Source organism: Paraburkholderia sp., from assembly GCF_035501035.1.
Lineage (GTDB): Bacteria > Pseudomonadota > Gammaproteobacteria > Burkholderiales > Burkholderiaceae > Paraburkholderia.
The window spans coordinates 70,009-95,878 of the sequence record NZ_DATJWR010000364.1 but is presented as its reverse complement, the minus strand read 5'-3'; the positions used below and the strand labels follow the sequence as shown (position 1 = coordinate 95,878).

The 25,870-nt window shown below is 65.2% G+C and carries 22 protein-coding genes; 18 read left to right on the top strand and 4 right to left on the bottom strand.

What is annotated here, in order from left to right; genetic code table 11:
• Positions 1-143: 143 nt before the first annotated feature.
• The gene (locus tag VMJ11_RS26845; protein ID WP_325623440.1) at positions 144-1,145 is read right to left on the bottom strand and encodes an AraC family transcriptional regulator; all 1,002 of its coding nucleotides are present in this window, start codon (positions 1,143-1,145) and stop codon (positions 144-146) included.
• 243 nt (positions 1,146-1,388) lie between these two features.
• Here VMJ11_RS26845 and VMJ11_RS26840 point away from each other — a divergent pair, with 243 nt between their 5' ends.
• The 10 genes from VMJ11_RS26840 (at position 1,389) to VMJ11_RS26795 (ending at position 10,841) form a co-directional block, all read left to right on the top strand.
• Entirely contained in the window at positions 1,389-2,444 is a 1,056-nt protein-coding gene (locus tag VMJ11_RS26840; protein WP_325623438.1) for a 3-keto-5-aminohexanoate cleavage protein, read from the top strand.
• A 157-nt stretch (positions 2,445-2,601) separates the two neighbouring features.
• Complete coding sequence (locus VMJ11_RS26835) at positions 2,602-3,924, top strand: MFS transporter (RefSeq protein WP_325623436.1); 1,323 nt, start codon at positions 2,602-2,604, stop codon at positions 3,922-3,924.
• Between the two features lie 101 nt (positions 3,925-4,025).
• On the top strand, positions 4,026-5,006 hold the full coding sequence (locus tag VMJ11_RS26830) for a quinone oxidoreductase (RefSeq protein ID WP_325623434.1): 981 nt from the start codon (positions 4,026-4,028) through the stop codon (positions 5,004-5,006).
• A gap of 10 nt (positions 5,007-5,016) precedes the next feature.
• On the top strand, positions 5,017-5,865 hold the full coding sequence (locus tag VMJ11_RS26825; RefSeq protein ID WP_325623432.1) for a TauD/TfdA dioxygenase family protein: 849 nt from the start codon (positions 5,017-5,019) through the stop codon (positions 5,863-5,865).
• Between the two features lie 21 nt (positions 5,866-5,886).
• Entirely contained in the window at positions 5,887-6,447 is a 561-nt protein-coding gene (locus tag VMJ11_RS26820) for an RBBP9/YdeN family alpha/beta hydrolase (RefSeq protein ID WP_325623430.1), read from the top strand.
• Complete coding sequence (locus VMJ11_RS26815) at positions 6,434-7,144, top strand: DsbA family oxidoreductase (protein WP_325623428.1); 711 nt, start codon at positions 6,434-6,436, stop codon at positions 7,142-7,144. Before VMJ11_RS26820 ends, VMJ11_RS26815 begins: the two co-directional genes overlap by 14 nt.
• A 45-nt stretch (positions 7,145-7,189) precedes the next feature.
• The gene (locus VMJ11_RS26810) at positions 7,190-7,495 is read left to right on the top strand and encodes a Rieske (2Fe-2S) protein (RefSeq protein ID WP_414694479.1); all 306 of its coding nucleotides are present in this window, start codon (positions 7,190-7,192) and stop codon (positions 7,493-7,495) included.
• Between the two features lie 57 nt (positions 7,496-7,552).
• Positions 7,553-9,181 carry a 3-(methylthio)propionyl-CoA ligase gene (locus VMJ11_RS26805; protein ID WP_325623425.1) on the top strand — a complete coding sequence of 543 codons (1,629 nt, stop codon included), beginning with the start codon at positions 7,553-7,555 and terminating at the stop codon, positions 9,179-9,181.
• Positions 9,182-9,272: 91 nt separating this feature from the next.
• Entirely contained in the window at positions 9,273-10,424 is a 1,152-nt protein-coding gene (locus VMJ11_RS26800; protein ID WP_325623423.1) for a porin, read from the top strand.
• Positions 10,425-10,454: 30 nt separating this feature from the next.
• Positions 10,455-10,841, top strand: a complete 387-nt coding sequence (locus VMJ11_RS26795; protein WP_325623421.1) for a BON domain-containing protein — start codon at positions 10,455-10,457, stop codon at positions 10,839-10,841.
• Between the two features lie 294 nt (positions 10,842-11,135).
• Here VMJ11_RS26795 and VMJ11_RS26790 read toward each other — a convergent pair whose 3' ends face one another.
• Entirely contained in the window at positions 11,136-11,378 is a 243-nt protein-coding gene (locus VMJ11_RS26790; protein WP_325623419.1) for a hypothetical protein, read from the bottom strand.
• 634 nt (positions 11,379-12,012) lie between these two features.
• Here VMJ11_RS26790 and VMJ11_RS26785 point away from each other — a divergent pair.
• The 7 genes from VMJ11_RS26785 (at position 12,013) to VMJ11_RS26755 (ending at position 23,394) form a co-directional block, all read left to right on the top strand.
• A complete protein-coding gene (locus VMJ11_RS26785) occupies positions 12,013-12,717 on the top strand; it encodes an SDR family oxidoreductase (RefSeq protein WP_325623417.1) in 705 nt (234 codons plus the stop codon).
• Between the two features lie 198 nt (positions 12,718-12,915).
• Complete coding sequence (locus VMJ11_RS26780) at positions 12,916-13,404, top strand: helix-turn-helix domain-containing protein (protein ID WP_325623415.1); 489 nt, start codon at positions 12,916-12,918, stop codon at positions 13,402-13,404.
• Between the two features lie 417 nt (positions 13,405-13,821).
• Entirely contained in the window at positions 13,822-15,849 is a 2,028-nt protein-coding gene (locus tag VMJ11_RS26775) for an amylo-alpha-1,6-glucosidase (RefSeq protein ID WP_325623414.1), read from the top strand.
• A gap of 115 nt (positions 15,850-15,964) precedes the next feature.
• Complete coding sequence (locus VMJ11_RS26770; protein ID WP_325623412.1) at positions 15,965-18,688, top strand: MGH1-like glycoside hydrolase domain-containing protein; 2,724 nt, start codon at positions 15,965-15,967, stop codon at positions 18,686-18,688.
• Between the two features lie 142 nt (positions 18,689-18,830).
• On the top strand, positions 18,831-19,541 hold the full coding sequence (locus VMJ11_RS26765) for an ABC transporter ATP-binding protein (protein WP_325623455.1): 711 nt from the start codon (positions 18,831-18,833) through the stop codon (positions 19,539-19,541).
• Positions 19,542-19,622: 81 nt separating this feature from the next.
• A complete protein-coding gene (locus VMJ11_RS26760) occupies positions 19,623-22,172 on the top strand; it encodes an FtsX-like permease family protein (protein ID WP_325623410.1) in 2,550 nt (849 codons plus the stop codon).
• Between the two features lie 4 nt (positions 22,173-22,176).
• Positions 22,177-23,394 (top strand): lipocalin-like domain-containing protein, encoded by a 1,218-nt coding sequence (locus VMJ11_RS26755; RefSeq protein WP_414694478.1) that lies wholly within the window; start codon positions 22,177-22,179, stop codon positions 23,392-23,394.
• Between the two features lie 36 nt (positions 23,395-23,430).
• Here VMJ11_RS26755 and VMJ11_RS26750 read toward each other — a convergent pair whose 3' ends face one another.
• Both VMJ11_RS26750 and VMJ11_RS26745 read right to left on the bottom strand, forming a co-directional pair.
• Positions 23,431-24,276: a GNAT family N-acetyltransferase gene (locus VMJ11_RS26750; protein ID WP_325623406.1), complete on the bottom strand. Its 846-nt coding sequence runs from the start codon at positions 24,274-24,276 to the stop codon at positions 23,431-23,433.
• A gap of 322 nt (positions 24,277-24,598) precedes the next feature.
• Positions 24,599-25,066 carry an Lrp/AsnC family transcriptional regulator gene (locus tag VMJ11_RS26745; protein ID WP_325623453.1) on the bottom strand — a complete coding sequence of 156 codons (468 nt, stop codon included), beginning with the start codon at positions 25,064-25,066 and terminating at the stop codon, positions 24,599-24,601.
• A gap of 115 nt (positions 25,067-25,181) precedes the next feature.
• Between VMJ11_RS26745 and VMJ11_RS26740 the strand changes: the two genes are divergently transcribed.
• Positions 25,182-25,823 carry a LysE/ArgO family amino acid transporter gene (locus VMJ11_RS26740; protein ID WP_325623404.1) on the top strand — a complete coding sequence of 214 codons (642 nt, stop codon included), beginning with the start codon at positions 25,182-25,184 and terminating at the stop codon, positions 25,821-25,823.
• Positions 25,824-25,870 lie beyond the last annotated feature (47 nt).

Here is a 25,870-nt window from a genome sequence, read left to right as displayed (position 1 = left end):
ATGACGTTCTTCCCGCGCATGCAAAGGCAAGTCTGCTCCAGGCGCATCTTGCGGCTCACGCAAAGGACGCCAGAACCCGTGCGCGAACGCAACATGAGGCGGTTCCAGGTTCCCGCCGGGATGGTGCGATTACTGAGGCGCCGTCATTTCAGATGGCTGTTGCGCCAGTCGCGCGGCGTCATGCCAAAGCGTGTGCTGAACCAGTTCGTGAACGAGCCTTGCTGCGCATAGCCCAGCAGCGCGGAGACGCGCCCTATCGGATAGCGCGGGTTGCTCATGTAGCGTACGGCGAGTTCGCCGCGTACTTCCTCGACGAGGCGAGTGAAGCTCGTGTTGGCTAGCCCCAACTGGCGCTGCAGGGTGCGAACGCTCAGACGCAGATGCGCGGCTACCTGCTCGACGCTGGCTTGCTCGAGCGGCAGCAGCAGGTAGATCGCCTTGCGCACTTCGAGCGCGGTGGAATCGGCGCCCGTTACGTTGAGCGAATCGGCGAGGCTCTCGGCATAGCGCACCAGTTCCGGGTCGGCGGCGGGGTTCGGGTAGTCGAGATCGGCGGCCGAGCACACGAGGCCATTGAAGTCACTGCCGAATTCGAGCGGACAGCCAAAGAAGCGCCGGTGAAACGTGAGGCTTGGTGGCCCTTGATGGACGAAATGAACGGCGCGCGGTTTCCAGTGTTCGCCGAGCAGGGCGCTGGCGTGGCGCGCGAGCACACCGACCGCGAGTTCAATGGCCTGATTCGTGGGGATGCCCGGTTCGACGACCAGTTCCTCGCGGATGGTGACGGTCTCGCCCGCGTCCTCGACGAACACCGCGAGCGCCTCGTTCAACAGATGCCGGTATTCGGCGGCTGCGAGTAGCACTTCGCGCAGCGTGCGCTTGTGCGCAAGCAGGACGTTGATCACGCCGACGCCGAACTTCTGCCGGGTCTCGGCCATCTGCAGCGCGAAAGTCGGGCACGATGCCTTTTCGGCCGTGCGTTCCAGCAGCAGGCAGGCGGCGGCGGCCGGGATGCGGTCGTCGGGGTTCGCGAGCGCCGCAGCATCGACCCCGGCCTCCTGCGCAAGCTCGACCGGGTTCACGCCAACTCGCCGCGCCACATCGAAATAGCCGCTCATCGATACCGACCGCAACATCGTCGCCATAGTTGTATCTCCTCATGCCCCAGGCTGGCATTGCTTCGCTTACCGGCCATGCGCCTTTTGCGCGCACCCGGTGTTAACACGGAGTGGCGCGAAAAGCTAAAACGATGGCGCGCAATCAGAAAAGTGTAGCGCACGATTGCCGTATCGTGCATCTCAACGGATCAGCCATGTTCCGAGCGGTATTTCAAGCGACCGGCCGCGTCGCGAAACGTGGGAATACCGTTACCCATATTGGAGAACACGATGCAATTTCTCGACGACTCGCTGCACCCCGAGAACCAGGACAAGGTTGTCATTACGACGGCTCCGTACGGCCCGGAATGGATGCCCGAGGACTTCCCGGAAGACATTCCGTTGACGATGGAAGAGCAGATCCAGAAGGCCGTGGACTGCTACAACGCGGGTGCGACCGTCCTGCACCTGCACGTGCGCGAGCTTGACGGCAAGGGCTCCAAGCGCCTCTCGAAGTTCAACGAGCTGATCGCCGGCGTGCGCGCCGCCGTGCCCGACATGATCATCCAGGTGGGCGGCTCGATCTCTTTCGCGCCGGAAGACGAAGGCGAGGCGGCGAAGTGGCTCTCGGACGACACGCGCCACATGCTCGCCGACCTCGACCCGAAGCCGGACCAGGTGACGGTGGCGATCAACACCACGCAGATGAACATCATGGAGCTGCTCTATCCGGAATACCTGGAAGGCACTTCGCTGTCCAACCCCGCGTTCATGGCCGCCTATAGTGAAATGACGGTTCCGGCGGGTCCGGCGTGGGTCGAGGAGCACCTGCGTCGCCTGCAGGCTTCGGGCATTCAGCCCCACTTCCAGCTCACGGGCATCCACGCGCTCGAAACGCTCGATCGCCTGGTGCGCAAGGGCGTGTACAAGGGGCCGCTCAACCTGACGTGGATTGGCATTGGCGGCGGCTTCGACGGCCCGAACCCGTTCAACTTCTTCAACTTCGTGCATCGTGCGCCCGATGGCTGCACGCTCACCGCCGAGTCGCTGCTGAAGAACGTGCTGCCGTTCAACATGATGGCGATGGCCATGGGCCTGCATCCGCGCTGCGGCATCGAAGACACGATCATCGACCAGCACGGCAACCGCTTCACGTCGGTGCAGCAGATCGAGCAGTGCGTGCGCGTGGCGCACGAGCTGGGACGCGAAATCGCGACCGGCAAGGAAGCGCGCGAGATCTACCGCATCGGTGTGCAGTACGAGACGGTCGACGAGACGCTCGCGGCCAACGGCATGGCGCCGAACCGCGTGGCGGGCGTGAAGAACCTGCCGTTGCGCGCGGCGTAATGGCGAGGAGCCCGGCTCGCGTTCGAGCGAATGCCGGGCTTCGAACCGGGTGTTGGCCAGCAGGCTTGAGAGAGCCGCGAAGGTAACGATAATCGGCCGCGCATGTTCTGGCAGCCAATAGCGCCCGCCAAAGAGCGGGACGCAAAGGAGACGACCCATGCTGACCACGCATGTCGAGCCCGCTGCGGGCGAACTTGCAACAACAGAGACGAATGTGCGCGCCTATGCGTGGGTCGTGTTCGCCTTGACCGTCGGGTTGCTGCTTTCGGACTACATGTCGCGGCAGGTGTTGAATGCCGTGTTTCCGCTGCTCAAGCTCACATGGGGGCTATCGGATACGCGGCTCGGCTCGCTGAGCAGTGTGGTTGCGCTGATGGTCGGCGTGCTCACGTTCCCGCTTTCGGTGCTCGCGGACCGCTGGGGCCGTGTGAAGAGCATCGTCCTGATGGCGGCGATGTGGAGCCTCGCGACGCTCGGCTGCGCGCTCTCGTCGAGCTACGGCCAGATGCTGCTTGCGCGCGCCTTCGTCGGTATCGGCGAGGCTGCCTATGGCAGTGTTGGTATCGCAGTTGTCCTGAGCATTTTTCCGGTGCGGCTGCGCGCCACCATTACCGGCGCCTTCATGGCGGGCGGCGCGTTCGGCTCGGTGCTGGGCATGGCGTTCGGCGGCGCGGTGGCGGCTCATCTCGGCTGGCGCGCGGCGTTTGGCGCGATGGCGGCCATGGGGATCGTGCTGGTCGTGATCTACCGTGTCGTCGTCACCGAAAAGCGGATTGCGCCGCTGCAGCCGGCAAGCCTGAACCGCGACGCGCAAGGCCAAGGTATGTGCCCGAGCTTGCGCACGCTTATGAAAGGGCTGTTCTCCACGCGCTCGGTGCTGTGTGCGTACGTTGGCAGCGGTGTGCACCTGCTGGTCCCGGCCGCCGTGTGGAGCTGGATGCCGAGCTTCCTGAACCGCTACTACGGCATGGCCACCGGCAAGGCCGCCGTGACCGCCGCGTTGTTCGTGCTGGTGACGGGTGTCGGCATGGTGGTGTGCGGGAACCTGGCAGACCGCTACAGCAAGCACGTCGGCGAAAGGAAGTGGAGCATCGCCATCGCGTATTGCCTGCTCTGCTTCACGCTGCTCGCGATCGGCTTGCGCGTGCCTGTGGGCATGGCGCAGCTCGTCTTGATCGGCGCGGGGATGTTCTTCTGCGCGGGCGCGGCAGGTCCCTCGGGCGCGATGGTGGCGAACCTCACGCCGCCGTCGATCCACGCGTCGGCATTCGCCACGCTCACGCTGTCGAACAACCTGCTGGGGCTCGCACCCGCCGCCGTGCTGACGGGCTTCGTGGCCGACCGCATCGGGCTGCTCGGCGCGTTGCAACTGGTGCCGTTCGCACCATTGGTCGCGGCAGGCGTGTTCTTGATCGGCAAGCGCAATTACGCCGTCGATCTCGCTCGCGTGAACACACTGCGCGAAGAAGCGGCGCGGTAAATAACAACAATGATCTGACAATGACTCCGCGTGGCTGGGACGAACCGTCTCGCCACTAACGAAACGAATTAGTAGTTTGAGTAAAGGATAGGAGATTCAACATGGCGAAAGCAGTGCGCTTCCACGAAACCGGCGGTCCCGAGGTCCTGCGCTACGAGAGCGTCGAAGTGGGCGATCCCGGCCCCGGACAGGTCCGTCTGCGCCATGAGGCAGTGGGCCTGAATTTCGCCGACACGTACTTCCGCTCGGGCCTGTACCCGGTGCCGCTGCCTGCGGGCATGGGTGTCGAGGCTGCGGGCGTGGTCGAGGCCATCGGCCCCGAAGTGACCAATGTCGCGGTGGGTGATCGCGTGACCTATACCGGCTTCATCAATACGCTCGGTGCCTACAGCACCGAACGCCTGATTCCGGCGGCGCCGCTCATCAGGCTGCCCGATGCGATCTCGTGTGAAACGGCTGCCGGCATGACGATGCGAGGTCTCACCTCGTCGTACCTGATGCGCCGCATTCATGAATTCAAGGCCGGCGACACGATTCTGCTGCACGCGGCAGCGGGTGGCGTTGGCCTCATCGTGTCGCAATGGGCGAAGCTGCTGGGTCTCACGGTGATCGGCACGGTGTCGAACGAGGCCAAGGGCGAGATCGCCCGCGCGCACGGTTGCGACCAAATCATCTATTACGGCCGCGAAGACGTGGCGAAACGCGTGCGCGAGCTCACGAACGGCGTGGGCGTGAATGTGGTCTTCGACAGCGTCGGCAAGGATACCTTCGAGGCCTCGCTCGATTCGCTCAAGCGGCGCGGCCTGATGGTTTGCGTCGGTACCGCTTCCGGGCCGATCCCGCCGTTCAATCCGCAGATCCTCGCGATGAAGGGTTCGCTGTACCTCACGCGCCCGGCGCTCGCGGACTATATCGCCGACCCCGCCGAGAAGGACGCGCTCGCGAGCGAGCTGTTCGGCCATGTCGCCGCCGGCCGCATCAAGATCGAACTGAATCAGCGCTATGCGCTGGAAGAAGCGGTGCAGGCCCATCGCGACCTCGAGGCGCGCAAGACGACGGGCTCTTCGGTCTTCGTCATTTGAGGAGAGCAGCATGCGAGTCGAACAACTGACCTACGCCATTGGCGCCGAGTTGACCGGCGTGAATCTCGCCGATGCCATTCACGACGACAGCCTCTTCGCCGAGATTCGCGCGGCGCTGCTCCAGCACCGCGTGCTGTTCCTGCGCGACCAGAACATCACGCGCACCGAGCACGTGGAATTTGCGCGGCGTTTTGGCGAGCTCGAAGACCATCCAGTTGCGGGCAGCGACCCCGAGCATCCGGGCCTCGTGCGTATCTACAAGACTCCGGAACAGCCCAACGACCGCTACGAGAACGCGTGGCATGCGGACGCCACGTGGCGCGAGGCGCCACAATTCGGCGCGGTGCTGCGCTGCGTGGAGTGCCCGCCGGTGGGCGGCGACACGATGTGGGCGAACATGGTGCTCGCTTACGAGAGGCTGCCGCAGCACGTCAAGACGCAGATCGCGGACCTGCGCGCGCGCCACAGCATCGAGGCGAGCTTCGGCGCGGCCATGCCGATCGAGAAGCGCCTCGCGCTCAAGGCGCAGTATCCGGATGCGGAGCACCCGGTCGTGCGCACGCACCCGGAAACCGGCGAGAAAGTGCTGTTCGTGAACGCCTTCACGACGCACTTCACGAACTATCACACGCCGGAGCGTGTGCGCTTCGGGCAGGACGCCAATCCGGGTGCGGGCGACCTGCTGCGCTACCTCGTGAGCCAGGCCTACATTCCCGAGTACCAGGTGCGCTGGCGCTGGAAGCCCAACAGCATCGCGATCTGGGACAACCGCAGCACGCAGCACTACGCCGTGATGGACTACCCGCCGTGTCACCGCAAGATGGAGCGCGCCGGCATTATTGGTGACAAGCCGTACTGAGCAGGCAGGAGAGCGGATCAAATGACGTCAAAAGCCACACCGACCATACTGATGGTCCCGGGGTTGCGCGACCATGTTGCGGAGCACTGGCAAACGCTGCTGCAAGCGCGGCTCCCCAAGGCGGCCTCGGTGCCGCCGCTCGAACACGACAAGCTCAGCTGCGCCGCGCGCGTGGCTGCTCTCGACGCCGCGCTCGCGAAGATCGATGGCCCCGTTATCCTCGTCGCGCACAGCGCGGGCGTGATGATCACGGTGCATTGGGCGCGGCGGCATGGCCGCAAGATTCACGGCGCGCTGCTCGCTGCGCCGGCGGACCTTGAAACGCCGTTGCCGCAGGGCTATCCAACCTTCGATGCGCTGGTGCAAAACGGCTGGCTTGCGATTCCGCGCGAGCCGTTGCCTTTCCCGAGCATCGTCGGCGCGAGCCGCAACGATCCCCTTGCGCGCTTCGAGCGCGTGCAGGTCCTGGCGAAGGCTTGGGGCAGTCGCCTCGTCGACCTGGGCGAAGTCGGTCACCTGAATCCCGCCGCGGGTTTCGGCGCATGGCCCATGGCAGAGACGCTGATCGATGAACTTGTCTGATCAAAAGTGGGCCGCGCAGGCGAGCGGGGACGCGGGTGAGCGTTCCGTCCTGAAGATCGAGGCGTTCTTCGATTTCATCTGTCCGTGGTGCCTGATCGGCAAGCGCAATCTGGATTCGGCCATTTCGCGCTTCGCCAGTTCGCGGCCCGACGTGCGCGTGTCGGTGCAGTGGCGCTCGCATCAATTGCTTCCGTGGACGCCGCTCGACGGCATGCCTTATCAGGCGTTCTATCGGGATCGTCTGGGCAGCGCCGAAGCCGTGGCCGCAAGGCGCGCGCAGGTGCAGCGGGCAGGGCAGGATGCGGGTGTGGAGTTCGCCTTCGACCGGATCGAGGTGTTGCCCAATACCGCAGCCGCGCACGACCTCGTGAGCTTGGCGGCGAGCCGCGGCAATGGCGCGCAAGTCGCGGCGTTGATCGATCGCCTGCTGACCGCCTATTTCCTGGAAGGCAAGAACATTGGCGATTGCGAGATTCTGGAGCGTCTTGGCCTCGAATGTGGTCTTGAGCACGAAGGTTTGAAGGCGCATCTGGTCGCAACCAGGCGCCTCGCGGACCCTACCGGCCAGCGCGTGGCGTATGCCGACCCGCAGGTGAGCGGTGTGCCGTATTTCGTGTTCAACGCGGGGTACTCGCTTTCGGGCGTCTATTCGCCCGTGGCGATTGCCAGTGCCATGGCGTTGGCCGTGGCGGGCTAAACGAAGTCGAGGGGAAGGGGAATGGCACGTGAGGTTGCAGTCGCCATGGTCGACGAAATCGCGCCAGGCGAGCGCAAGCTGGCCTTCGTCGATGGCCGCAGCATTGTCCTGTTCAACGTTGCGGGAACGATACACGCGATCGACAACTCTTGCCCCCATAATGGGGCCTCGCTCGCAAACGGCCAGCTGGAAGGGTGCGTGCTGCGCTGCCCGGCACACGGACTGCGCTTTGACCTGCGCACCGGCTGCATGCCTGGAGCGGGCGGGCTGAGCCTCAAGACGTTCCCGGTCCGGACCGTGGACGGCAAGCTGGTCGTGAGGCTGGAAGATCCTGCCGCCAGCCCCGCGTAACGCATCACGCACGGTTCCATGCGCACACGAACATATGTATATTTAGGATAGCAAACAATGCAAGGTCTGATGATGCAGCAACCGCTGCTGGTCTCTTCGCTACTAGTGCACGCGGAACGCCACCATGGCACGCGGGAGATCGTTTCGCGACGCGTGGAAGGCGACGTTCACCGCTATCGCTACCAGGATCTCGCGCAACGCGCGCGACGCATGGCTAATGCGCTCACGAGCCTGGTCGTCGAACCGGGCGAGCGCGTGGGCACGCTGGCGTGGAACGGCTACCGGCACATGGAGCTCTATTTCGCCGTATCGGGCTCTGGCGCCGTGCTCCATACGCTGAATCCGCGGCTGCACGCCGACCAGCTCGTATACATCATCGAGCATGCGAAGGATCGCGTCGTCTTCTTCGACCTCACGTTCTTGCCGCTGATCGAGAGCGTCGCGCCGCGCGTGACGAGCCCGAAGTTTTTCGTCGCGATGACCGATCGCGCGCATATGCCGCGCGACCATGGCCTCGGCTCCAGGCTGCTCTGCTATGAGGATCTGATCGAAGGTCACAGCGCCGAATTCGAGTGGCCGCTGTTCGACGAAAGCAGCGCTTCGTCGCTTTGCTATACGTCCGGCACGACGGGCAACCCCAAGGGCGTGCTCTACAGCCATCGCTCGACATTGCTGCACACCTACGCGGCGGCGTTGCCGGATTCGCTAAATTGCTCCGCGCGTGACGCGATTCTTCCGGTCGTGCCGATGTTCCATGTGAACGCGTGGGGGCTGCCGTATATCGCCTGCATGGTGGGGGCGAAGCTCGTGTTTCCGGGGCCGGCGCTCGACGGCAAGTCGCTCTACCAGCTGATCGAGCAAGAGCAGGTCACGCTCTCGGCCGGCGTGCCGACGGTCTGGCAGGGCCTGCTTGCACACGTCGAATCGGTCGACGGTTCGTTCTCCTCGATGCGGCGCACGATCATTGGTGGCGCGCCGTGCCCGACCGCGATGGCGACGGCGTTCCAGAAGGATCATGAAGTCGACGTGATGCACGCATGGGGCATGACGGAGTTGAGCCCCGTTGGCACGGTCTGCAGTTTCAAGGCGCACCAGGTCGCGCTGCCCGAAGCGCAGCGCTATGCGCTTCAGGCGAAGCAGGGGCGCTCGGTGTTCGGCATCGACATGAAGATCGTCGACGCTATGGGCAAGGAATTGCCGTGGGACGGCAACGCCGCCGGCGACCTGCTCGTGCGCGGCCATTGGGTCACGCGCGAGTACTTCGGCGGCGACCATGCGTCGCCGTTGGACGATGGCTGGTTCCCGACCGGCGACGTCGCGAAGATCGACCCGGACGGCTTCATGCAGATCGTGGATCGCAGCAAGGACGTCATCAAGTCAGGCGGCGAATGGATCAGCTCGGCCGAAATTGAAAACGTCGCGTGCCTGCACCCTGAAGTCGCCACGGCGGTCTGTATTGCCGCGCGGCACCCGAAGTGGGACGAACGCCCGTTGCTGCTGATCGTGAAGAAGCCGGGCAGCACACTGGAGGCGAACGAGCTGCTCATGTTCTTCGATGGCCGCGTGGCGAAGTGGTGGAAGCCCGACGCCGTGCTGTTCGTCGACGCCATACCGCTGGGCGCGACGGGCAAGGTTCTCAAGAACCTGCTGCGCGACCAGTACGGCGATCACTACGTGGCGGCTTGACAGGCAGGCACCCAGGTCACCCGATTTCGTTCAGGCAACAACCCATAAGCCGCCGGGCCCATCCGGCAGGCAACCACACGGAGGAGACGAAATGAAATTGAAGTACGGCAGTCTGGCAGCGTTGGCCCTGTTCGCCAGTGCAGCTCATGCGCAATCGTCGGTCACGCTCTATGGCGTGCTCGACAGCGGTTTGCTGTATCAGAGCACCAACGCGGCAAGCTTTGCACCAAATGCGAAAAATCTTGGGCATGCCTGGCAACTCAAGGACGGTGGCATCTACTCCAGCATCTGGGGCCTGAAGGGTACTGAGGACATTGGCGGCGGCTACCACATCAACTTCAAGCTGCAGGGCTCGTTCACATCCAATAACGGCAAGCCGGGTCTGTCCGACACGCCGGGCGCGACCGCGCTCTTCAACCAGTTTGCGACCGTTGGTGCGTCCGGCCCGTTCGGTACGATCGACGCCGGCCGGCAGATCGTACCGATGATCTACGCGATGGCGGACACCGACGTTCGCAACGCGCAATACTTCGGCAGTATTCTCACGGCGTGGCTGGGTCTCAATCAGGCGGCCGGCTGGCCGGGCACCAGCACGAATGCGCCGATCGGCGCGCTTTATGACAGCAACGCGATTGTCTATAACTCGCCGAAATTCTATGGTGCGTCCCTCGCGCTCGAATATGCGCCGGGTGGCGTGGCGGGTCAGTTCCAGGGGGGCACGCGCGAGTCAGCTGTGCTCAAGTACTCGAACTACGGCCTGAACGTGGCTGCCGTGTACTACAGCGGGCACGACACCAACCCATTCCCGGCGACTTACCCGACGACTCCGGCCGTACCGGCGACGGGCCTGAACAATAACAACCTCTACTACATCGGTGCGCTGTACACGATCAGCGGATTCTCGGTATCAGGCTCGTTCAGCTCTGCCAACTCGTACAACTCGTCTAGCCACACCTCCTACAACTTCGAAATGGCCTCGGGCGGCCTCGGTTACCAGTTCAATCCGTCATTCAAGATCACGTCCGGCTACTACTACCTGAAGGACCGCAATCACTCGCAGAATCATTCGAGCGAATTCGCGGTGGGTGCCGAGTACAACCTGTCCAAGGCGACCAAGGCATACGCACAGGTTGGTTATGTCAGCAACAAGGGAACCATGAATCAGACGATCATATACGGTGCTCCAGTCGCGCCGGGTGTCTCCACGACGGCCGCCATGATCGGCATCCGTCATACTTTCTGATCCTGTCAACCTCAAGAAACGGAGTAATCCATGACGAAAACCAGGCTGGCCGGGGTGGCTATCGCGACACTGGTCGCGGCAGCGTCGATGACTGCGTGGTCGCAGCCTCAAGGGGCAGCGAGTGTGAGCGCTGGTGCGCAAGCGGCGTCCGCCATGGCGGCATCGGGCGCCGCGGCGCCCACGGGCAGGCAGGCGGATCGTGCGCTGCGCCGCAAGGTGTATGCGGCCTTCGGGACCGACAAGTCCATCAACGCCGGCGACATCAGCGTGCGCGCGAAGAACGGGGCGGTGACGCTTACCGGCACGGTCACCGAGACCTCACAGATCAGCAAGGTCGAGGAAATCGCGAAGGGGGTTCCCGGCGTGACGTCGGTGACCAACAAGTTGTCGGTGAAGAAGTCTTTTGGCGGCATGTAAGCTGCCGCAGGAGGAGCAGGGTGCGGCGGGACCAGGATGTTCGCTGGTCACGCCGGGCTCTGCCCAGCAGTGATGAGGCATGGTCCAGGTGGCCTCTCGCTGTTTATTCGGACTGCTGATCGTAGTTTGGAGCGTCGACCGGGTTCGCTTGCAGGAGCGTGCCCGGGGGCGTGAGTTCGACGTTTGAGTGTCGGAGCGTTTGTCGCCGTTTCGCGTTAGCGGGACGGCGATTTTTTTTGACGTGCCCAGCACGGGTGTCCTCCTGCGGATGCAACAAGCGTTGCGTGAAGAGGCTCAGCCTTTTGGGTCAGTGTCACCGTCGCCCGCGAGCGAGGGCAGGTATCTGCCAAAGTTCATTTCGAAGTCGCTCGGAACTCCGTAGGCCAGGCCGCGCAGCCTGGCGCGATGTGCCTGCCCGTTTGACGAAGCCAGCGCCGGGAAAAACAGAATCCTTTCAGCATGAAGCGATGTCTGCGGATTTGTGCGCTCGGAAAGCTCACCGAAAGCCCGCGAGTATTTTTCGGCCATCACCTTCATTCGAGTATTGGCGCTGGTTAGGCGTCTACGGGAAAGGTCTAGCCGTCATCCGAAAGAAAGTCTCGTTAGAGGTCTACCAGCAGCAGTCCAGAACGCTGCGTGTCATGGGCAGGATTGGACATTTCCATATTCCGTTCACGGACTGCGTGCGAACAGGTTCCTTCGCGCGTCGGTTGGCGTCGGCCTGTTCTTGCCTGATGATTTATCTCGGCTCGCGCATCGATTAGGTTAGCGAATCAATCTGTAACAGATGGTGCCAGTTCGCGACACCTTAACAGAGGGAGCAAAGCTGCCGTGGGATCGCCGGGGGCGGTCGGCCCGTCTACCCGAGACCGCTTTGCAGGCCGGTGAGCGGCGACGTCGACAAATGCCAACTTCCCCGGGAGTCGTCAAAAAATCCGCGCCGCAGCTTGACACTATGAATATCATAGTTATATTCTGTGCTCATCGTATGCGTGAGTGGGCAGATCGTCCGACAAAAGCGGTCCAGTGGCGATTGTTCACGGTGTGATCGGCTGGTCCCAGTAAGGGCCGCGCGGCGAATCAGTCAGGCAGCTGCAGCCTCGATTTCGCCGGATCTCACGTGCACGGCGTGGCGTGCGCGCATGCGATTCATTGTTCGAAAGGAAAGGTTATGAAGATTGAAGGTGCTGTCGTTCTTGTGACGGGTGCGAACCGCGGGCTTGGCCTCGAGTTCGCGAAACAGGCGCTGGAAAGAGGCGCGCGGAAGGTTTATGCAGGCGCGCGCGATCCGGCCAGCGTGACGCTGCCGGGCGTCGTGCCCGTGAAGCTCGACGTGACCGATCCGGCGACCGTGGCCGCAGCCGCCGAAGCGGCACGCGACGTCACGCTGCTGATCAACAACGCGGGCATCGCGCGCCTCGGCAGCCTGACCGACGACGGCGCACTCGACGCATTGCGCGATCATTTCGAAACCAACGTGGTGGGGATGCTGGCGATGTCGCGCGCGTTCGCGGGGAGCCTCGCCGGCAATGGCGGCGGCGCGATCCTGAACGTGCTATCTGTCGCGAGCTGGGTGAACCGGCCGATACTGTCGGCCTATGGCGTGTCGAAGTCGGCCGCGTGGGCGCTGACGAACGGCTTGCGCCAATCGCTGCGCGAGCAGCGCACGCAGGTCGTCGCGCTGCATGCCGGCTTTATCGACACGGATCTGGTGCGCGGGCTGGAAGTGCCGAAGGCGACGCCGGCCGACGTCGTGCGCGAGGCGTACGACGCGATCGAGGCCGGCGCGGAGGAAGTGTCCACCGACGAGATCACGCGGCAGGTGAAGGCCGGGCTTTCGGCGGGCGTCTATCTGAACGATGCCAGGCAGCTTTGAGGGAGCCGGTGCGATCGCGCGTTACGCGCCTTCGCACATGGCGGGCAGGACGGCCTGCCGGATCACACGCCCCATGAGTTTCCAAAGGAGTACACGACCGGAGCACCAGCGCACCGCATAGTGCTAAAATAAATATGATTATCATATTTTATAAGTGATGCGATTTCGAAGGAGATTCGAATGGCTGGATTGCCTGAAATGAAGGATACGCTGTGCCCGGTCGCACGGTCTCAGGCCGTCATCGGGGACCGATGGGCTGTCCTGATCGTGCGCGAACTGTTCATGGGCAATCGGAGGTTCGATACGCTGCTGGCGCAGTCACAGGCAACACCGCAGATGCTCTCCGCTCGCCTCAAACGGCTCGAAGCGGACGGCATGATTCTGCGCAAGCGCTACATGGATAAGCCGCCTCGCTACGAATACGAACTCACGGAGATGGGCCGGGCGTTCTACCCGGTCATCCTGGCGCTGCGCGAATGGGGCGAAACGTGGTGCAAGTCACGCGGCGAGGACATTGCCGTGCGCTATACGCATCTCACCTGTGGCCACGACGCTGGTGTCGGTACCGTCTGCCAGTCGTGCGGCAAACCATTGAGACGCAGCGATCTCAAGGCCGAATTGAGCCCCTCCTACGCGCGGGAGCGCGCTGCGCGACAGGATGCGGCGAAGGCTCAGAAGTCTGCATGACGCAGGTCTGATGCTTGCGTTGCGCCAACCCCTTGCCAGTTGATACCGCCATGCGCCTGTTGCGCATCACCGTGGCCGGCTGCAAGGGTTTGCGCACGCTTCAGTGGCGTGCAACATGATGCCCTTTCTTGAACATCACATGAAATCGGGCGGCACGGCGCTGACTACCAGCGGTGAACCATGGGGGAGGTGAGCAGCGCTCTTATCGGACGACGAAGCGTGAACTATCCTATGAACGCGTCAACGCATGACGGGTCCCTTCGTAACCTTGGCGCGCATACATTGCTCCATCGAGACGGATCCTCAACGAGCGCAAGCTCAAGCTCGCCAGAGCGGCACGACGGTTTGCGAACACACGGTAACGACGCTTTCATCACACTCGGCGCCGAGTGAGATCCACGAGGGTAAGGCAACCCAATGACGCGTCTCGAGAGCCCCATCGAAGCAGACCGCCTCGACGACGAATGGCTCGAAGCGGACGGCCATGGCGGATTCGCTTCCGGCACGGTCGGTACGGCGCGTACTCGCCGCTACCACGCTCTGCTGCTCACGGCGACGCAGCCGCCCACCGGCCGCGTGGTGCTCGTCAACGGCATCGAGGCCTGGCTCGAGTACGGGGGCCGCAAGACAGCGCTGACGATGCAGCGCTATGCGCCTGATCTGCTCTATCCCGATGTCTCGAACAGCATTGCGAGCTTCACCACGTCGCCGTGGCCGACGTGGTGCTACCGGCTCGACGGCGGCGCCATGCTCACAGCCGAATTGTTCGTTGCGAAGGCGAGCCGCGAGACCGTGTTGCGCTGGCGTTTCGAAGCATCGTCCGGGGCGCGTTCAGGGCCGTCGTCATCTATGCCCGCCTACGCAGCCGCGCCGCGCGATGCACCGCATGCGCCTACCCTGAAAGTGCGCCCCCTGATGTCGGGCCGCGACTACCACGCGCTGCATCGGGAGAACCCGGCGTTCGCGTTCGATGCGCAGATCGACGGCGAGCAGGTGCGCTGGCAACCCTACGGCGGTCTGCCCGCGATCGTGGCGTTCTCGAACGGCAGCTATACGCATGCGCCGGACTGGTACCGCAACTTCCTTTATCCGCGTGAACAGGAGCGCGGTCTCGACTGCATCGAGGACCTTGCGACGCCAGGGGTGTTCTCGTTCGATCTCGGTAAAGGCGACGCCGCGCTCCTGTTGCGCGCCGAAACGCTAGCTGGCGCGGCCGATACCCTGCACGAGGCCGGTGAAAGCGCGGCGAGCCGCGCGGCGCTGCTCGCCGGCCTCGAAGAGCGCCGCAGGGCCTCTCGCGGCTCACGCCTGCAGCGCTCTGCCAACGCCTACATCGTCGCGCGCGGCGACGGCCGCACGATCGTCGCGGGCTACCCCTGGTTCACCGACTGGGGCCGCGACACGTTCATCTCCATGCGCGGCTTGTTGCTCGCAAATGCACGCCCCGAGGACCACGAGGACGCGGGTGCGATCCTGCTCGAATGGGCGGCGACGGTATCCGAAGGCATGCTGCCGAATCGCTTTCCCGATGCTGGCGGTGCGCCCGAATACAACTCGGTCGATGCCTCGCTGTGGTTCGTCGTGGCAGTGCACGACTATTTCGCGGCCGCGAAGGTGCCGGCCGCAACGCGGCGTGTGCTGCAAGGCGCGGTGGACGCAATCCTCGAAGGCTATGCGCGCGGCACGCGCTATCAGATCGCAGCCGATCCTCGCGACGCTCTCCTGCGAGCCGGCGTACCGGGCTTGCAGCTCACCTGGATGGATGCGAAGGCTGGCGACTGGGTCGTCACGCCGCGCATCGGCAAGCCGGTCGAGATAGAGGCGCTGTGGATCAACGCGCTGCGCATTGCAGGGGGATGGGACACGCGCTGGCGCGAACTCGAAGCGCGCGCGAGCGCCTCGTTCGTCGAGCGCTTCGTCGAGCCGTCGACGGGCGCGCTATTCGACGTGATCGACGTCGATCACGTCGCGGGTAACGTCGACCCCTCGATCCGGCCCAATCAGATCTTCGCGGCAGGCGGTCTGCCGTTCGCGCTGCTCGAAGGTGATGCGGCGCGCGCGGTCGTCGCGCAGGTCGAAACACATCTGCTCACGCCGATGGGACTGCGCACGCTCGCGCCATCCGACCCTGCCTATCGCGGGCACTACCAAGGCGGCGTGCTGGAGCGCGACGGCGCGTATCATCAGGGCACCGTCTGGCCCTGGCTGCTCGGGCCCTTCGTGGATGCATGGCTGCGCGTCAATGGCGATACCGCGGCGCAACGCGCGCACGCGCACGAACGTTTCGTCGCCCCGCTGCTCGCACATCTTGACCGTGCCGGGCTCGATCACCTCTCCGAAGTCGCCGATGCAGACGCGCCGCACAGGCCGGGCGGCGCGCCGTTCCAGGCGTGGTCGCTCGGCGAACTGCTGCGCGTGCTCGTGTGGCTCGGCGACCCCGGCTAGCCCAGCGCCGTGCGTTGCGCCGCCTGTCTGCGTGCCGGCGCGCTGCCGGCCGCGAACCGCGCTAGCATGTGGGTCTCGACGCGCTCGCGCGCCGCCCGACGAGAAGGAGACGCCCATGCTCCAGCGTGCCGCCGGCCTCATCGAGACTGCTGAAGGCCAACGCCTGTACTCAAGCGACTATGCCCGCTGGCAACGCTGGGGACCGTACCTGAGCGAGCGCCAGTGGGGCACGGTGCGCGAAGATTACAGCGAGTACGGCGCCGCATGGGACTACTTCCCGCACGACCACGCGCGCATGCGCGCCTATCGATGGGGCGAAGACGGCCTGGCCGGTTTCGCCGACGAGCGCCTCGACTGGTGCTTCTCGGTCGCGTTGTGGAATGGCGTCGACCCGATCCTGAAGGAGCGTCTGTTCGGCCTCACGAACAGCGAAGGCAATCATGGCGAGGACGTGAAGGAGTTGTACTTCTACCTCGACGGCACGCCGACGCATTCGTATATGCGCATGCTCTACAAGTACCCGCAGGTCGCGTTTCCGTACCAGGACCTGATCGACGAAAACGCGCGGCGCGGCGCGCAATTGCCCGAGTACGAGATCCTCGATACCGGCGCATTCGACGACGAGCGCTATTTCGACGTGCAGATCGAGTACGCGAAGCACACGCCGGACGATATTGTCATGCGCATCACGGTCGAGAACCGCGCGGCGCGGCACGCATCGCTCGACGTGCTGCCGCAGGTCTGGGCGCGCAACACGTGGTCCTGGAAGGACGGGGCCGCCAAGCCGTCACTCACGCTCGTCCCGTCGACCGACGGCGCGCACGTCGTCGCGCACAGCGAGACGCACGAGCCTCTCGTCGTGACGGCGGCGTCAAACGACGGTGCGAGCGTGGAGTGGCTCTTTTGCGAGAACGACACCAACGTGTTGCGGCTCTTCGGCATGGACGGCCCCGGCCCGTTCAAGGACGGCATCGACGACTATGTCGTGCATGGTCACGAAGCGGCAATCCGACGCGACGCCGGTACGAAGGCTGCCTCGCGTGTCCATCTGGAGCTCGGGGCGCACGGCCGCGCCGTCGTCACGTTGCGCTGGCGCCCGCTGTCCGCGCCCCGGCAGGAGGTGCCGCTCGACATCGACGCGCTGTTCGCGCACCGCATCGCCGAAGCGGACGCGTTCTACGACGCACTGCAGCACGACATCGTGAGTGCCGACGCGCGGCTCGTGCAGCGGCAGGCACTCGCGGGCATGCTCTGGTCGAAGCAGTACTACCAGTACGACGTGAACCGCTGGATCGAAGGCGATCCGCTGCAGCCGACGCCGCCCGCGAGCCGCGAGCACGGGCGCAATGCGGACTGGAGGCATCTGTGCAACGCGGACATTCTGTCGATGCCGGACAAGTGGGAGTACCCGTGGTACGCGTCATGGGACCTTGCGTTCCAGGCGGTCGCGTTCGCGCTGGTCGATCCGATGTTCGCAAAGAAGCAGATGCTGCTGCTCGTCAAGGACCGCTACCAGCATCCGAACGGGCAGTTACCCGCATACGAATGGGCGTTCGGCGACGCGAATCCACCGGTGCACGCGTGGGCAGCGTGGCGCGTCTACGAGATCGATCGCTCGATCACCGGCAACGCCGACCGTGATTTTCTCGAGCGGATCTTTCACAAACTGCTCCTCAATTTTGGCTGGTGGGTGAACCGCAAGGATGCGGACGGCCACAACATCTTTCAGGGCGGATTCCTCGGGCTCGACAACGTCGGCATCTTCGATCGCTCGTCGCCGCTGCCGACAGGCGGCCACATCGACCAGGCGGACGGCACCGCCTGGATGGCCGCCTACGCGCTCGACCTCATGCGCATTGCGCTCGAACTCGCGTTCGCGAACCACGTGTTCGTCGATATCGGCGTGAAGTTCTTCGAGCACTTCCTTTACATCGCGAGCGCGGTGAGTTGCGACGACGGCTGCGAAACCGGGCTGTGGGACAGCATCGACGAGTTTTTCTACGACAAGCTGAAGCTGCCGGACGGCACGAGCACGCCGCTCAGGATGCGCTCGATCGTGGGACTGATTCCGTTCTTCGCGGTGCGCGTGCTCGAGGAGCGGGTGCACGGCGGCCTGCCTGGGCTGCGCGACAGGCTCGTCTGGTTCCTTGGACACCGGCCCGATCTTGCCCGGCTCGTGTCGCGCTGGAACGAGCCGGGCAAGGGCAATACGCTGCTGCTTTCGCTATTGCGCGGGCACCGGATGAAGGCGCTGTTGCGCCGCATGCTCGACGAAAGCGAGTTCCTCTCGGACCATGGCGTGCGCGCGCTATCGCGCGCGCACCTCGACGAGCCTTTCGTCTACCACCACAACGGCTGCGATTTCCGTGTCAAATACCTGCCTGCCGAATCGGAATCGCGCGTATTCGGCGGCAACTCGAATTGGCGTGGCCCGGTGTGGATGCCGGTCAACTATTTGCTGATCGAGTCGCTGTACGAATTCCACCGCTATTACGGCGACGACTTTCTCGTCGAGTTTCCGACCGGTTCGGGCAGGCAACTGTCGCTCGCGCAGATCGCCGACGAGCTTGCGCGCCGGGTCACCACGCTCTTTCTGCTCGACCAGAACAACGAGCGCCCGGTGATGGGCGCCTACCCGCTGCTGCAGGCCGATCCGCGCTGCCGTGACCTCGTGCTGTTTCACGAGTACTTCAATGGAGACAACGGGCGCGGCGTTGGCGCTTCGCACCAGACGGGCTGGACCGGGCTCGTCGCGCTGATGCTGCAGCCGCGCATGATGAGTGCGTCGGGCAACGTGCCGGTCGCGGGCCAGCTCAAAGAGGTGGAGGCGCTCAAGTGATGGTGCGCCTGAATCGGTCAAGCCCACCGGGTTGCCCAGCAGACGGACCTGAAGGGAGCGCAGGCATGGAACCTGTCGTTATCTGCTGCGCTATGGGTGCGGGGCTGCGAAGGAGAACGACGATCGAGGGACACGCCCCATGATGCTGACGCTCGCCAATGTGTCGAAGCACTATGACGGCACCAGGCGCGGCACCCCGCACGGCACCACGCCGCGCAACGTGCTGCGCGGCGTGAATCTCGAACTGCTGGCGGGCGAATGCGTTGCGATCATGGGCGAATCGGGCGTCGGCAAATCGACGCTGCTCAATCTCGCGGCCGGTCTCGACCGGCCGGATGCGGGAGAAATCGTCTTCGACGGGCACGACCTCGCCACACTCGACGACGATGCCGCCACCCTGCAGCGCCGCCAGAAAATGGGCTTCGTGTTCCAGGCGTTCCACGTGCTGCCGAACCTCTCGGCCGCGCAGAACATCGCACTTCCGCTGCTCCTGAACGGCATGCGCGCGAAAGACGCGCAGGTGCGCGTGTCGTCCGTGCTGCTTGGGGTCGGGCTCGGTGGGCGCGAGCACGCGCTGCCGCGCGAATTGTCGGGCGGCGAATTGCAGCGCGTGGCGATCGCGCGTGCGCTCGTGCATCAGCCGCGTCTCGTGCTGGCCGACGAGCCCACCGGCAATCTCGATCACGACACGGCAATGCGCATCCTCGCGCTGCTGCGCGCGCTGGCGCAAGAGAACGGCGCGGGCGTGCTGCTCGCGACGCACTCGGCGGCCGTGGCGGCTGCCGCCGACCGCGTGCTGCGGCTCACGCCCGAGGGGCTCGAGCCGTATGCGCCGGGCACCGGCGGAGCGTAGCCGGCGATGCGCTGGCCCTGCGGCGTGCGTCCATCGCGCGATTGCGCTTCGTCGCGCTCATCGCACCGCCCGGGTAATCGCATGCTCGCTGGCGGAGTCGGCGCGGCGCTCATCGCCGGCGAAATGCGCGGGCATCCGCTGCGCACGTTGATCGGCATCCTCGCGATCGCCGCCGGCATTGCGATGGGTTATGCCGTGCAGTTGATCAACCGCGCGGCGCTGAACGAACTGTCGGCGACCGTCAACTCGCTGATGGGCAACGCCGATATCGAGCTGCGCGGCCCGCGTGCGGGCTTCGATGAAGCGCTGTACCCACGCATTGCCCGCTTGCCAGAAGTCGCGGCGGCGAGCCCGGTGGTCGAGGTCGATGCGCGCGTCGCGGGGCGCGACGAGTCATTGAAGCTGCTCGGCGTCGATGTGTTTCGTGCGGGCTACGTCACGCCGAATCTCGTCGGGCGCCTGGAGCAAGCGAATGGAGCGAAGGGCACAGGGGGCGGCCGCCTCGATCTGCTCGACCCCGACACCGTGTTTCTCTCGCCCGCGGCGCTGGCCTGGCTCGCACTCAAGCCCGGCGACACGCTGACGGTGCAGGTCGGGCTCGCGCCGGTTGCGTTGCGCGTAGGGGGCGTGCTGCCCGCATCGGGCGATGCGGTGCGCGTCGGCGTGATGGACATCGGCGCCGCGCAGTGGCGCCTGCAGCGGCTCGGCACGCTTGAGCGCATCGACATCAAGCTCAGGCCCGGCGTCGACGCCGAAGTATTCGCGCATTCGATCGCGGCGCTCTTGCCTGCGGGTGTCGCCGCCGTCACACCGGGCGACAACGCGCACCGCACGTCGATGCTCTCGCGCGCGTATCGCGCGAACCTCAATGTGCTCGCGCTCGTCGCACTGTTCACGGGTGCGTTCCTCGTTTTCACGATGCAAGCGCTCGCCGTGCTGCGACGCCGCGCGCAGTTCGCGCTGCTGCGCGCGATCGGCGTGACGCGGCGTGGCGTGCTGCGGCTCGTCGTACTGGAGGGCGCAATCCTCGGCGTGCTCGGCGCTGCTGCGGGTCTCGCCATTGGCTTCGCGCTCGCGGCCGCCGTGCTCCGCTATGCGGGCGGCGATCTCGGCGGCGGATATTTCGAGGGGGTTCAGCCGCGCGTGCATTTCGATGCGATGCCTGCGGCGGTATTTTTTGCGCTGGGGGTGGCCGCGTCGGCGCTCGGCAGTCTCGCGCCTGCGATCGAAGCGGCGCGGGCGCGAGTCGCGCAGGCGCTGAAGGCGGGCGACGAGGAAGCGCCGGCCGTACGGCTCTCCACGAAGCGCACCGTTACTGCGGCGCTGCTCGCGATCGGCGGCGGGATCGTAGCGGCGTTCTTGCCGCCCGTGGCCGGCTTGCCGGTGTTCGGCTATCTCGCGATCGCGTTGTTGCTCCTGGGCGGCGTGCTCGCGATGCCGGCCGTCGCGCGTGCGGTGTTCGCCGTGCTGCCCCGCTCGCGGCATGCATTGCCGCAGCTCGTGCTGTCGCAGCTCGCCAATGCCCCCGGCCGCGCGACGATCGGCCTGGCGGGCATCGTCACGAGCTTCAGCCTGATGACGGCGATGGCGATCATGGTGTCGAGCTTTCGCGTCGCGGTCGACGACTGGCTGCAATTGCTGCTGCCCGCGCCGCTCTATCTGCGCGCTTCGCCTGGCGGCGACAGCGCATTCCTCTCGCCGGGCGATCAGGCGGTCATCGCGGCCACGCCGGGCGTTGCGCGCGCCGAGTTTCTGCGCGCGACGCAAATCTCGCTCGACGCGCGGCTGCCGCCCGTCAGCCTGCTCGCGCGGCCCATCGATGCGCGCCATCCCGCCGCGCGCCTGCCGCTGACGACTGCGCCTCTCGTGCCGCAAGCCGGCGACCCGCCGCCGGTGTGGATCAGCGAGGCGGCCGCCGATCTGTACGGGATGCACCCGGGCCAGCGCATCACGCTGCCGCTGGCGGGACAGCGCTTCCCGTTCACAGTGGCCGGCATCTGGCGCGACTATGCGCGCCAGTTCGGCGCGATCGTGATCGACGCGAGCGACTATCGCCGGCTCACTGGCGATACGCGCGTGACCGATGCCGCCTTATGGCTCGCCCCAGGCGTGACACCGGCGCAAGCGATCGCACGCTTGCGTGCGGGCGTGCCCGGCGGGCGGCGTCTGGAGTTCGCGCAACCGGGCGAGATCCGCGCCGCGAGCCTGCGGATCTTCGACCGCAGCTTCGCCGTGACCTATCTGCTGGAAGCGGTGGCGGTGATCATCGGACTATTCGGCGTCGGCGCGAGCTTCGGTGCGCAGGCGCTCGCCCGCACGCGCGAGTTCGGCATGCTGAGGCACATTGGCGTGATGCGTCGCCAGATTGCGCTCATGCTCGCGATGGAAGGCGCGCTCGTGGCGCTGCTCGGCGTGCTCGCCGGCCTGACGCTGGGCTTGAGTCTCGCGATGGTGCTCGTGCACGTCGTCAACCCGCAGTCGTTTCATTGGACGATGAGCGTGCACATGCCGTGGGGGTTGCTGGCGGCGCTGGCATTGGCGGTGGTCGTTGCCGCTGCGCTCACGGCGCTCCTGAGTTCACGCGCGGCGATGTCGGTCGATGCGGTGCGCGCCGTGCGCGACGACTGGTGACGCGATGAGACGGCGTACGTTCCTGCGCAGCTTACTGTTATCGCCGCTCGCCGCCCAGGCGCCGGGCACGGCGTGGGCACGTATGCCTGAGTATCCAGCGGTGGCGAGCGGACGGCCGCTCGCGTTCCCGCGCGACTATGGCGCGCATTCGAGCTATCGCAATGAATGGTGGTACGTGACCGGCTGGCTGCAAACGGATGCCAACGGGGCAGCGGGCGCCTCGCTGGGCGCTGCCTCCGATTCATCACTGGGTTTCGAGGCAACGTTTTTCCGCTCGCGGCCGGCCCTCGACGAAGCGAACCCGAGCCGCTTCGCGCCGAATCAATTGCTGTTCGCCAACGTGGCGCTGAGCGATCCGCACGCGGGCAGCCTGCAGCACGACCAGCGCGTTGCGCGACGCGGCTTCGGCCTCGCCGACGCGAGCGAGACGGATACCGCCGTCCACATCGACGACTGGTCGCTCGAACGCCACGCGGACGGCCGCTACCGCCTGAACGTCGCCACGCCCGGCTTTGCGTTTGCCTTCACTTTGGAGCCGACGCAGCCGGTGCTCGTCAACGGCGCGGGCGGGTATAGCCGCAAAGGTCCGCTCCCGGATGAGGCGAGCTACTACTACAGCGAGCCGTGGCTGCAAGTCGGCGGTGTGCTCAGGCGCGCTGGCCGTTCGCCTGGCAACGGCGGCAATGGCGGCAATGGCGACAATGGCGAGCACGTGCGCGGGCAGGCATGGCTCGATCACGAATGGTCGTCGGCGCCGCTCGCGGACCTGGCTGTCGGCTGGGACTGGATCGGCATCAATCTCGATGACGGCGGCGCGCTGATGGCCTTGCAGATCCGCGACAAGGCAGGACGCAAGTTCTGGGCAGGCGGCACGCTGCGCGCCGCCGATGGCAGCACGCGCGCGCTCTCTCCCGAGAGCGTGAGCTTCACGCCGCTGCGCCGGTGGCGTTCGCCGCACACCGGCGCAAGTTATCCCGTGGCGATGCGCGTCGACGCGCAGGACCTGCATCTGACGCTCGTGCCGCTCATGGACGATCAGGAGTTCGACAGTCGCGCGAGCACCGGCGCGGTGTATTGGGAGGGCGCGGTGACGGCGTTCGAGGCGGGTGCGGCAGCCGGCCAGTCGGTTTCGGCGGGCACTGGCACTAGAGGGCACGCTGCACAACCGATAGGACGCGGCTATCTGGAGCTCACGGGATATGTTCAGCGGCTCGAGCTCTAGAAGCCGACCGGTAACGCTCGGACCCTTCCGTCCCCATCACCCCAGTTCAAACGACGTCACCCCAAACACGCGATCGATCGCAATCGCGGGCGCCTCCTTCGTGTACATCCGCGCGGTTTCGAAGACGCTCGTCATGCCGTGCCGTTGCGCCAGCGCGACGGCCGCAGGATTCGTTTCCGGCACGTCGAGCACGATGACCTCGCCGGGGATGCTCGCCGCCAGCGCGCGAAACAGCCCGGTCGCGACGCCCGCGTCATCGGCGAAGAGCGGGCCGATCTTGCAGCCCGCCTTGCAGCGGCGCACGACGCCGTATCCGGCGACACGGCCCGCGTCGACTGTCGCGAGCGCAACGGCGTCCGGCTGCGCGATCCAGGCGGAGACGAAACGCTCGCGCGGCGCGGGAAAACACTGGCGATCGTATGCAAGCAGCTGCTCGAACGGCACGTTGGCCGCTGCCGTGACATGCGCGCACCCGATGCCGTCCACGTGCCCCTGATAGCGGATATTGCGGTACGCGAGCCGGAACCCCGACTTCCTGTAGTTCGCCTGCTGGGCCACGACGCCATCGAGGCCGATATTGCGCTCTCCCAGGTAACGCATGCCGTGCTGCCAGATTTGCATGCCGAAGCCTTGGCCGCGAAACCCGGATTTCACGATGTAGAGGCCGATGAAGCCGAAATGTTCGTCATAGGCTGCAGCGGCGAGGCACGCGACGGGCTCGCCGCGCCAAACGCCGACGAAGAAGCCGTCCGGGTCGGCTTCCCTGAAACAGTGCGAGTCATGCCAGCCGGGGTTCCACCCCTCTGCCGCCGCCCATTCGAGCGCGATGTCGACCTCGCCGGCCGACATGGCGCGCATGATGAAGTCGTTGCTTTGATCCATGATTCCTCCCAGTCGCGACGCTCAGTGCTGCTCTCAGTGCTTCTGATACGTGCCGACCAGCTCGGCATGCGCGAAGATGTGCCCCTTCATCGACCTTCCGGGCGCGACTGTGTCGGGCAGCCAGAGTCGCTCTAAACGCGTTGTTTAGACTGACTGCATCGACCTCCCGTTTCCGGTCGATGCCGACTGTCGTAATCTGCATGATGGACGCTCGTGTTCGGTTCGAGTGCTGCCGGTGGAGTTGCTGGGGCAGGCGATCGAGCGTTCGTTGTGAGGGCTCTCGCGCGGCTGTGGCACTTGCGCGGCGAATTGGGGGAGGCGGCTAAACCTTGCCGCCCACCCCTGGCGCTTTGGCATGCGGCTTTTCCAGCGCGCGAGCGGCCAGCGGTGTGGACATCACGATCGAGGTGCGCGTTTCGCCGTAGAGGTTGATGCGCTGGATCAGCCGTTCGAGATCGGCCACGCTCGTCGCGACGAGGCGAATTACATAGGAATCCGCACCAGTCACGTGATCGCATTCGAGCACCTCGGCAATGGCGCCGAGCAGCTTGAGAAACTTCGTCTTCGCCGATTGCGGCACCGTAATGCCGATCAGTGCCGAGATCGGATAACCGGCAGCGGCCGGATTGACACGCGCCGCATAGCCCTCGATGACTCCGGCCTCTTCGAGACGCCTCACGCGCTCCGTCACTGCCGGCACGGAAAGCTGCACCTGGCGCGCGAGTTCGGTATAGGTCATGCGGCCGTTTTTCTGCAGAAGCGACAGCACCTTCCAGTCCAGATCGTCCATCATGGCGATATTTTTAAGGTAAAACGCCGATTCTCCCTTAAAAATCCACTTCTGCGGTAGATTCGTGGCGTCTACGATAATCGCCTGTACAACACGAATTACGGGGAGAGGGCAAATGCTGTTCGTCAAAGCCGCGGCGATGGGGTTCTGCATCGCCGCGCCGGTGGGGGCCATCGGCATGCTGTGCATTCAGCGCAGCCTGAGCCGTGGCTTCTGCTCCGGCTTCGCTACGGGCATCGGCGCGGCCTGTGCCGATGCCGTTTATGGCCTGCTCGGCGCACTGGGCGTCGCCGGCATCGTGACGGCCCTGCCGATGCTGACGGTCGTCTTGAAGGCGGCCGGGGGCGCATTTCTGGTCTGGATGGCGTGGTCGATCGCGCGCGAGGCGCCCACCGCGCCGGCCGCCGCACAGGAGACTTCGCGCGCACCCGTCACGCGCGATTTCCTGACGACGTTTGCGCTCACGCTCTCGAATCCGCTGACCATTCTGTCGTTTATCGCGGCCTTCGCGGCGCTTGGGCCGTTGTCGGCCACGCCGGGCGGACAGGGCGTAACGGGTTGGCGCACCGTGGCGCCCATGGTGATGGGCGTGTTCGCCGGTTCCGCGGTGTGGTGGCTATGCCTGAGCGGCGTGACGGCTGCGCTGCGCACGAAGCTGCCGCTGGCATTCACGCGTGGCATTTCCCTCTTCTCTGCCGTTGCCATCGCCGTGTTTGGCTTCGTGCAGGTTGTCGCGGGCCTCTCGCAACTCGTTTAGCGCCGCTAACACGAGTCATCAACGAATCGACGTCCGATGCTGGCGGC

Excerpts from the sequence above, each read along its gene's own strand:
- VMJ11_RS26825 (WP_325623432.1), top strand. The coding sequence starts at position 5,017 with ATGCGAGTCGAACAACTGACCTACGCCATTGGCGCCGAGTTGACCGGC.
- VMJ11_RS26740 (WP_325623404.1), top strand. The coding sequence starts at position 25,182 with ATGCTGTTCGTCAAAGCCGCGGCGATGGGGTTCTGCATCGCCGCGCCG.
- VMJ11_RS26780 (WP_325623415.1), top strand. The coding sequence starts at position 12,916 with ATGAAGGATACGCTGTGCCCGGTCGCACGGTCTCAGGCCGTCATCGGG.
- VMJ11_RS26790 (WP_325623419.1), bottom strand. The coding sequence starts at position 11,378 with ATGAAGGTGATGGCCGAAAAATACTCGCGGGCTTTCGGTGAGCTTTCC.
- VMJ11_RS26820 (WP_325623430.1), top strand. The coding sequence starts at position 5,887 with ATGACGTCAAAAGCCACACCGACCATACTGATGGTCCCGGGGTTGCGC.
- VMJ11_RS26845 (WP_325623440.1), bottom strand. The coding sequence starts at position 1,145 with ATGGCGACGATGTTGCGGTCGGTATCGATGAGCGGCTATTTCGATGTG.
- VMJ11_RS26765 (WP_325623455.1), top strand. The coding sequence starts at position 18,831 with ATGCTGACGCTCGCCAATGTGTCGAAGCACTATGACGGCACCAGGCGC.
- VMJ11_RS26755 (WP_414694478.1), top strand. The coding sequence starts at position 22,177 with ATGAGACGGCGTACGTTCCTGCGCAGCTTACTGTTATCGCCGCTCGCC.
- VMJ11_RS26840 (WP_325623438.1), top strand. The coding sequence starts at position 1,389 with ATGCAATTTCTCGACGACTCGCTGCACCCCGAGAACCAGGACAAGGTT.
- VMJ11_RS26815 (WP_325623428.1), top strand. The coding sequence starts at position 6,434 with ATGAACTTGTCTGATCAAAAGTGGGCCGCGCAGGCGAGCGGGGACGCG.
- VMJ11_RS26795 (WP_325623421.1), top strand. The coding sequence starts at position 10,455 with ATGACGAAAACCAGGCTGGCCGGGGTGGCTATCGCGACACTGGTCGCG.
- VMJ11_RS26785 (WP_325623417.1), top strand. The coding sequence starts at position 12,013 with ATGAAGATTGAAGGTGCTGTCGTTCTTGTGACGGGTGCGAACCGCGGG.
- VMJ11_RS26805 (WP_325623425.1), top strand. The coding sequence starts at position 7,553 with ATGCAAGGTCTGATGATGCAGCAACCGCTGCTGGTCTCTTCGCTACTA.
- VMJ11_RS26775 (WP_325623414.1), top strand. The coding sequence starts at position 13,822 with ATGACGCGTCTCGAGAGCCCCATCGAAGCAGACCGCCTCGACGACGAA.
- VMJ11_RS26770 (WP_325623412.1), top strand. The coding sequence starts at position 15,965 with ATGCTCCAGCGTGCCGCCGGCCTCATCGAGACTGCTGAAGGCCAACGC.
- VMJ11_RS26750 (WP_325623406.1), bottom strand. The coding sequence starts at position 24,276 with ATGGATCAAAGCAACGACTTCATCATGCGCGCCATGTCGGCCGGCGAG.
- VMJ11_RS26760 (WP_325623410.1), top strand. The coding sequence starts at position 19,623 with ATGCTCGCTGGCGGAGTCGGCGCGGCGCTCATCGCCGGCGAAATGCGC.
- VMJ11_RS26800 (WP_325623423.1), top strand. The coding sequence starts at position 9,273 with ATGAAATTGAAGTACGGCAGTCTGGCAGCGTTGGCCCTGTTCGCCAGT.
- VMJ11_RS26835 (WP_325623436.1), top strand. The coding sequence starts at position 2,602 with ATGCTGACCACGCATGTCGAGCCCGCTGCGGGCGAACTTGCAACAACA.
- VMJ11_RS26830 (WP_325623434.1), top strand. The coding sequence starts at position 4,026 with ATGGCGAAAGCAGTGCGCTTCCACGAAACCGGCGGTCCCGAGGTCCTG.
- VMJ11_RS26810 (WP_414694479.1), top strand. The coding sequence starts at position 7,190 with ATGGTCGACGAAATCGCGCCAGGCGAGCGCAAGCTGGCCTTCGTCGAT.
- VMJ11_RS26745 (WP_325623453.1), bottom strand. The coding sequence starts at position 25,066 with ATGGACGATCTGGACTGGAAGGTGCTGTCGCTTCTGCAGAAAAACGGC.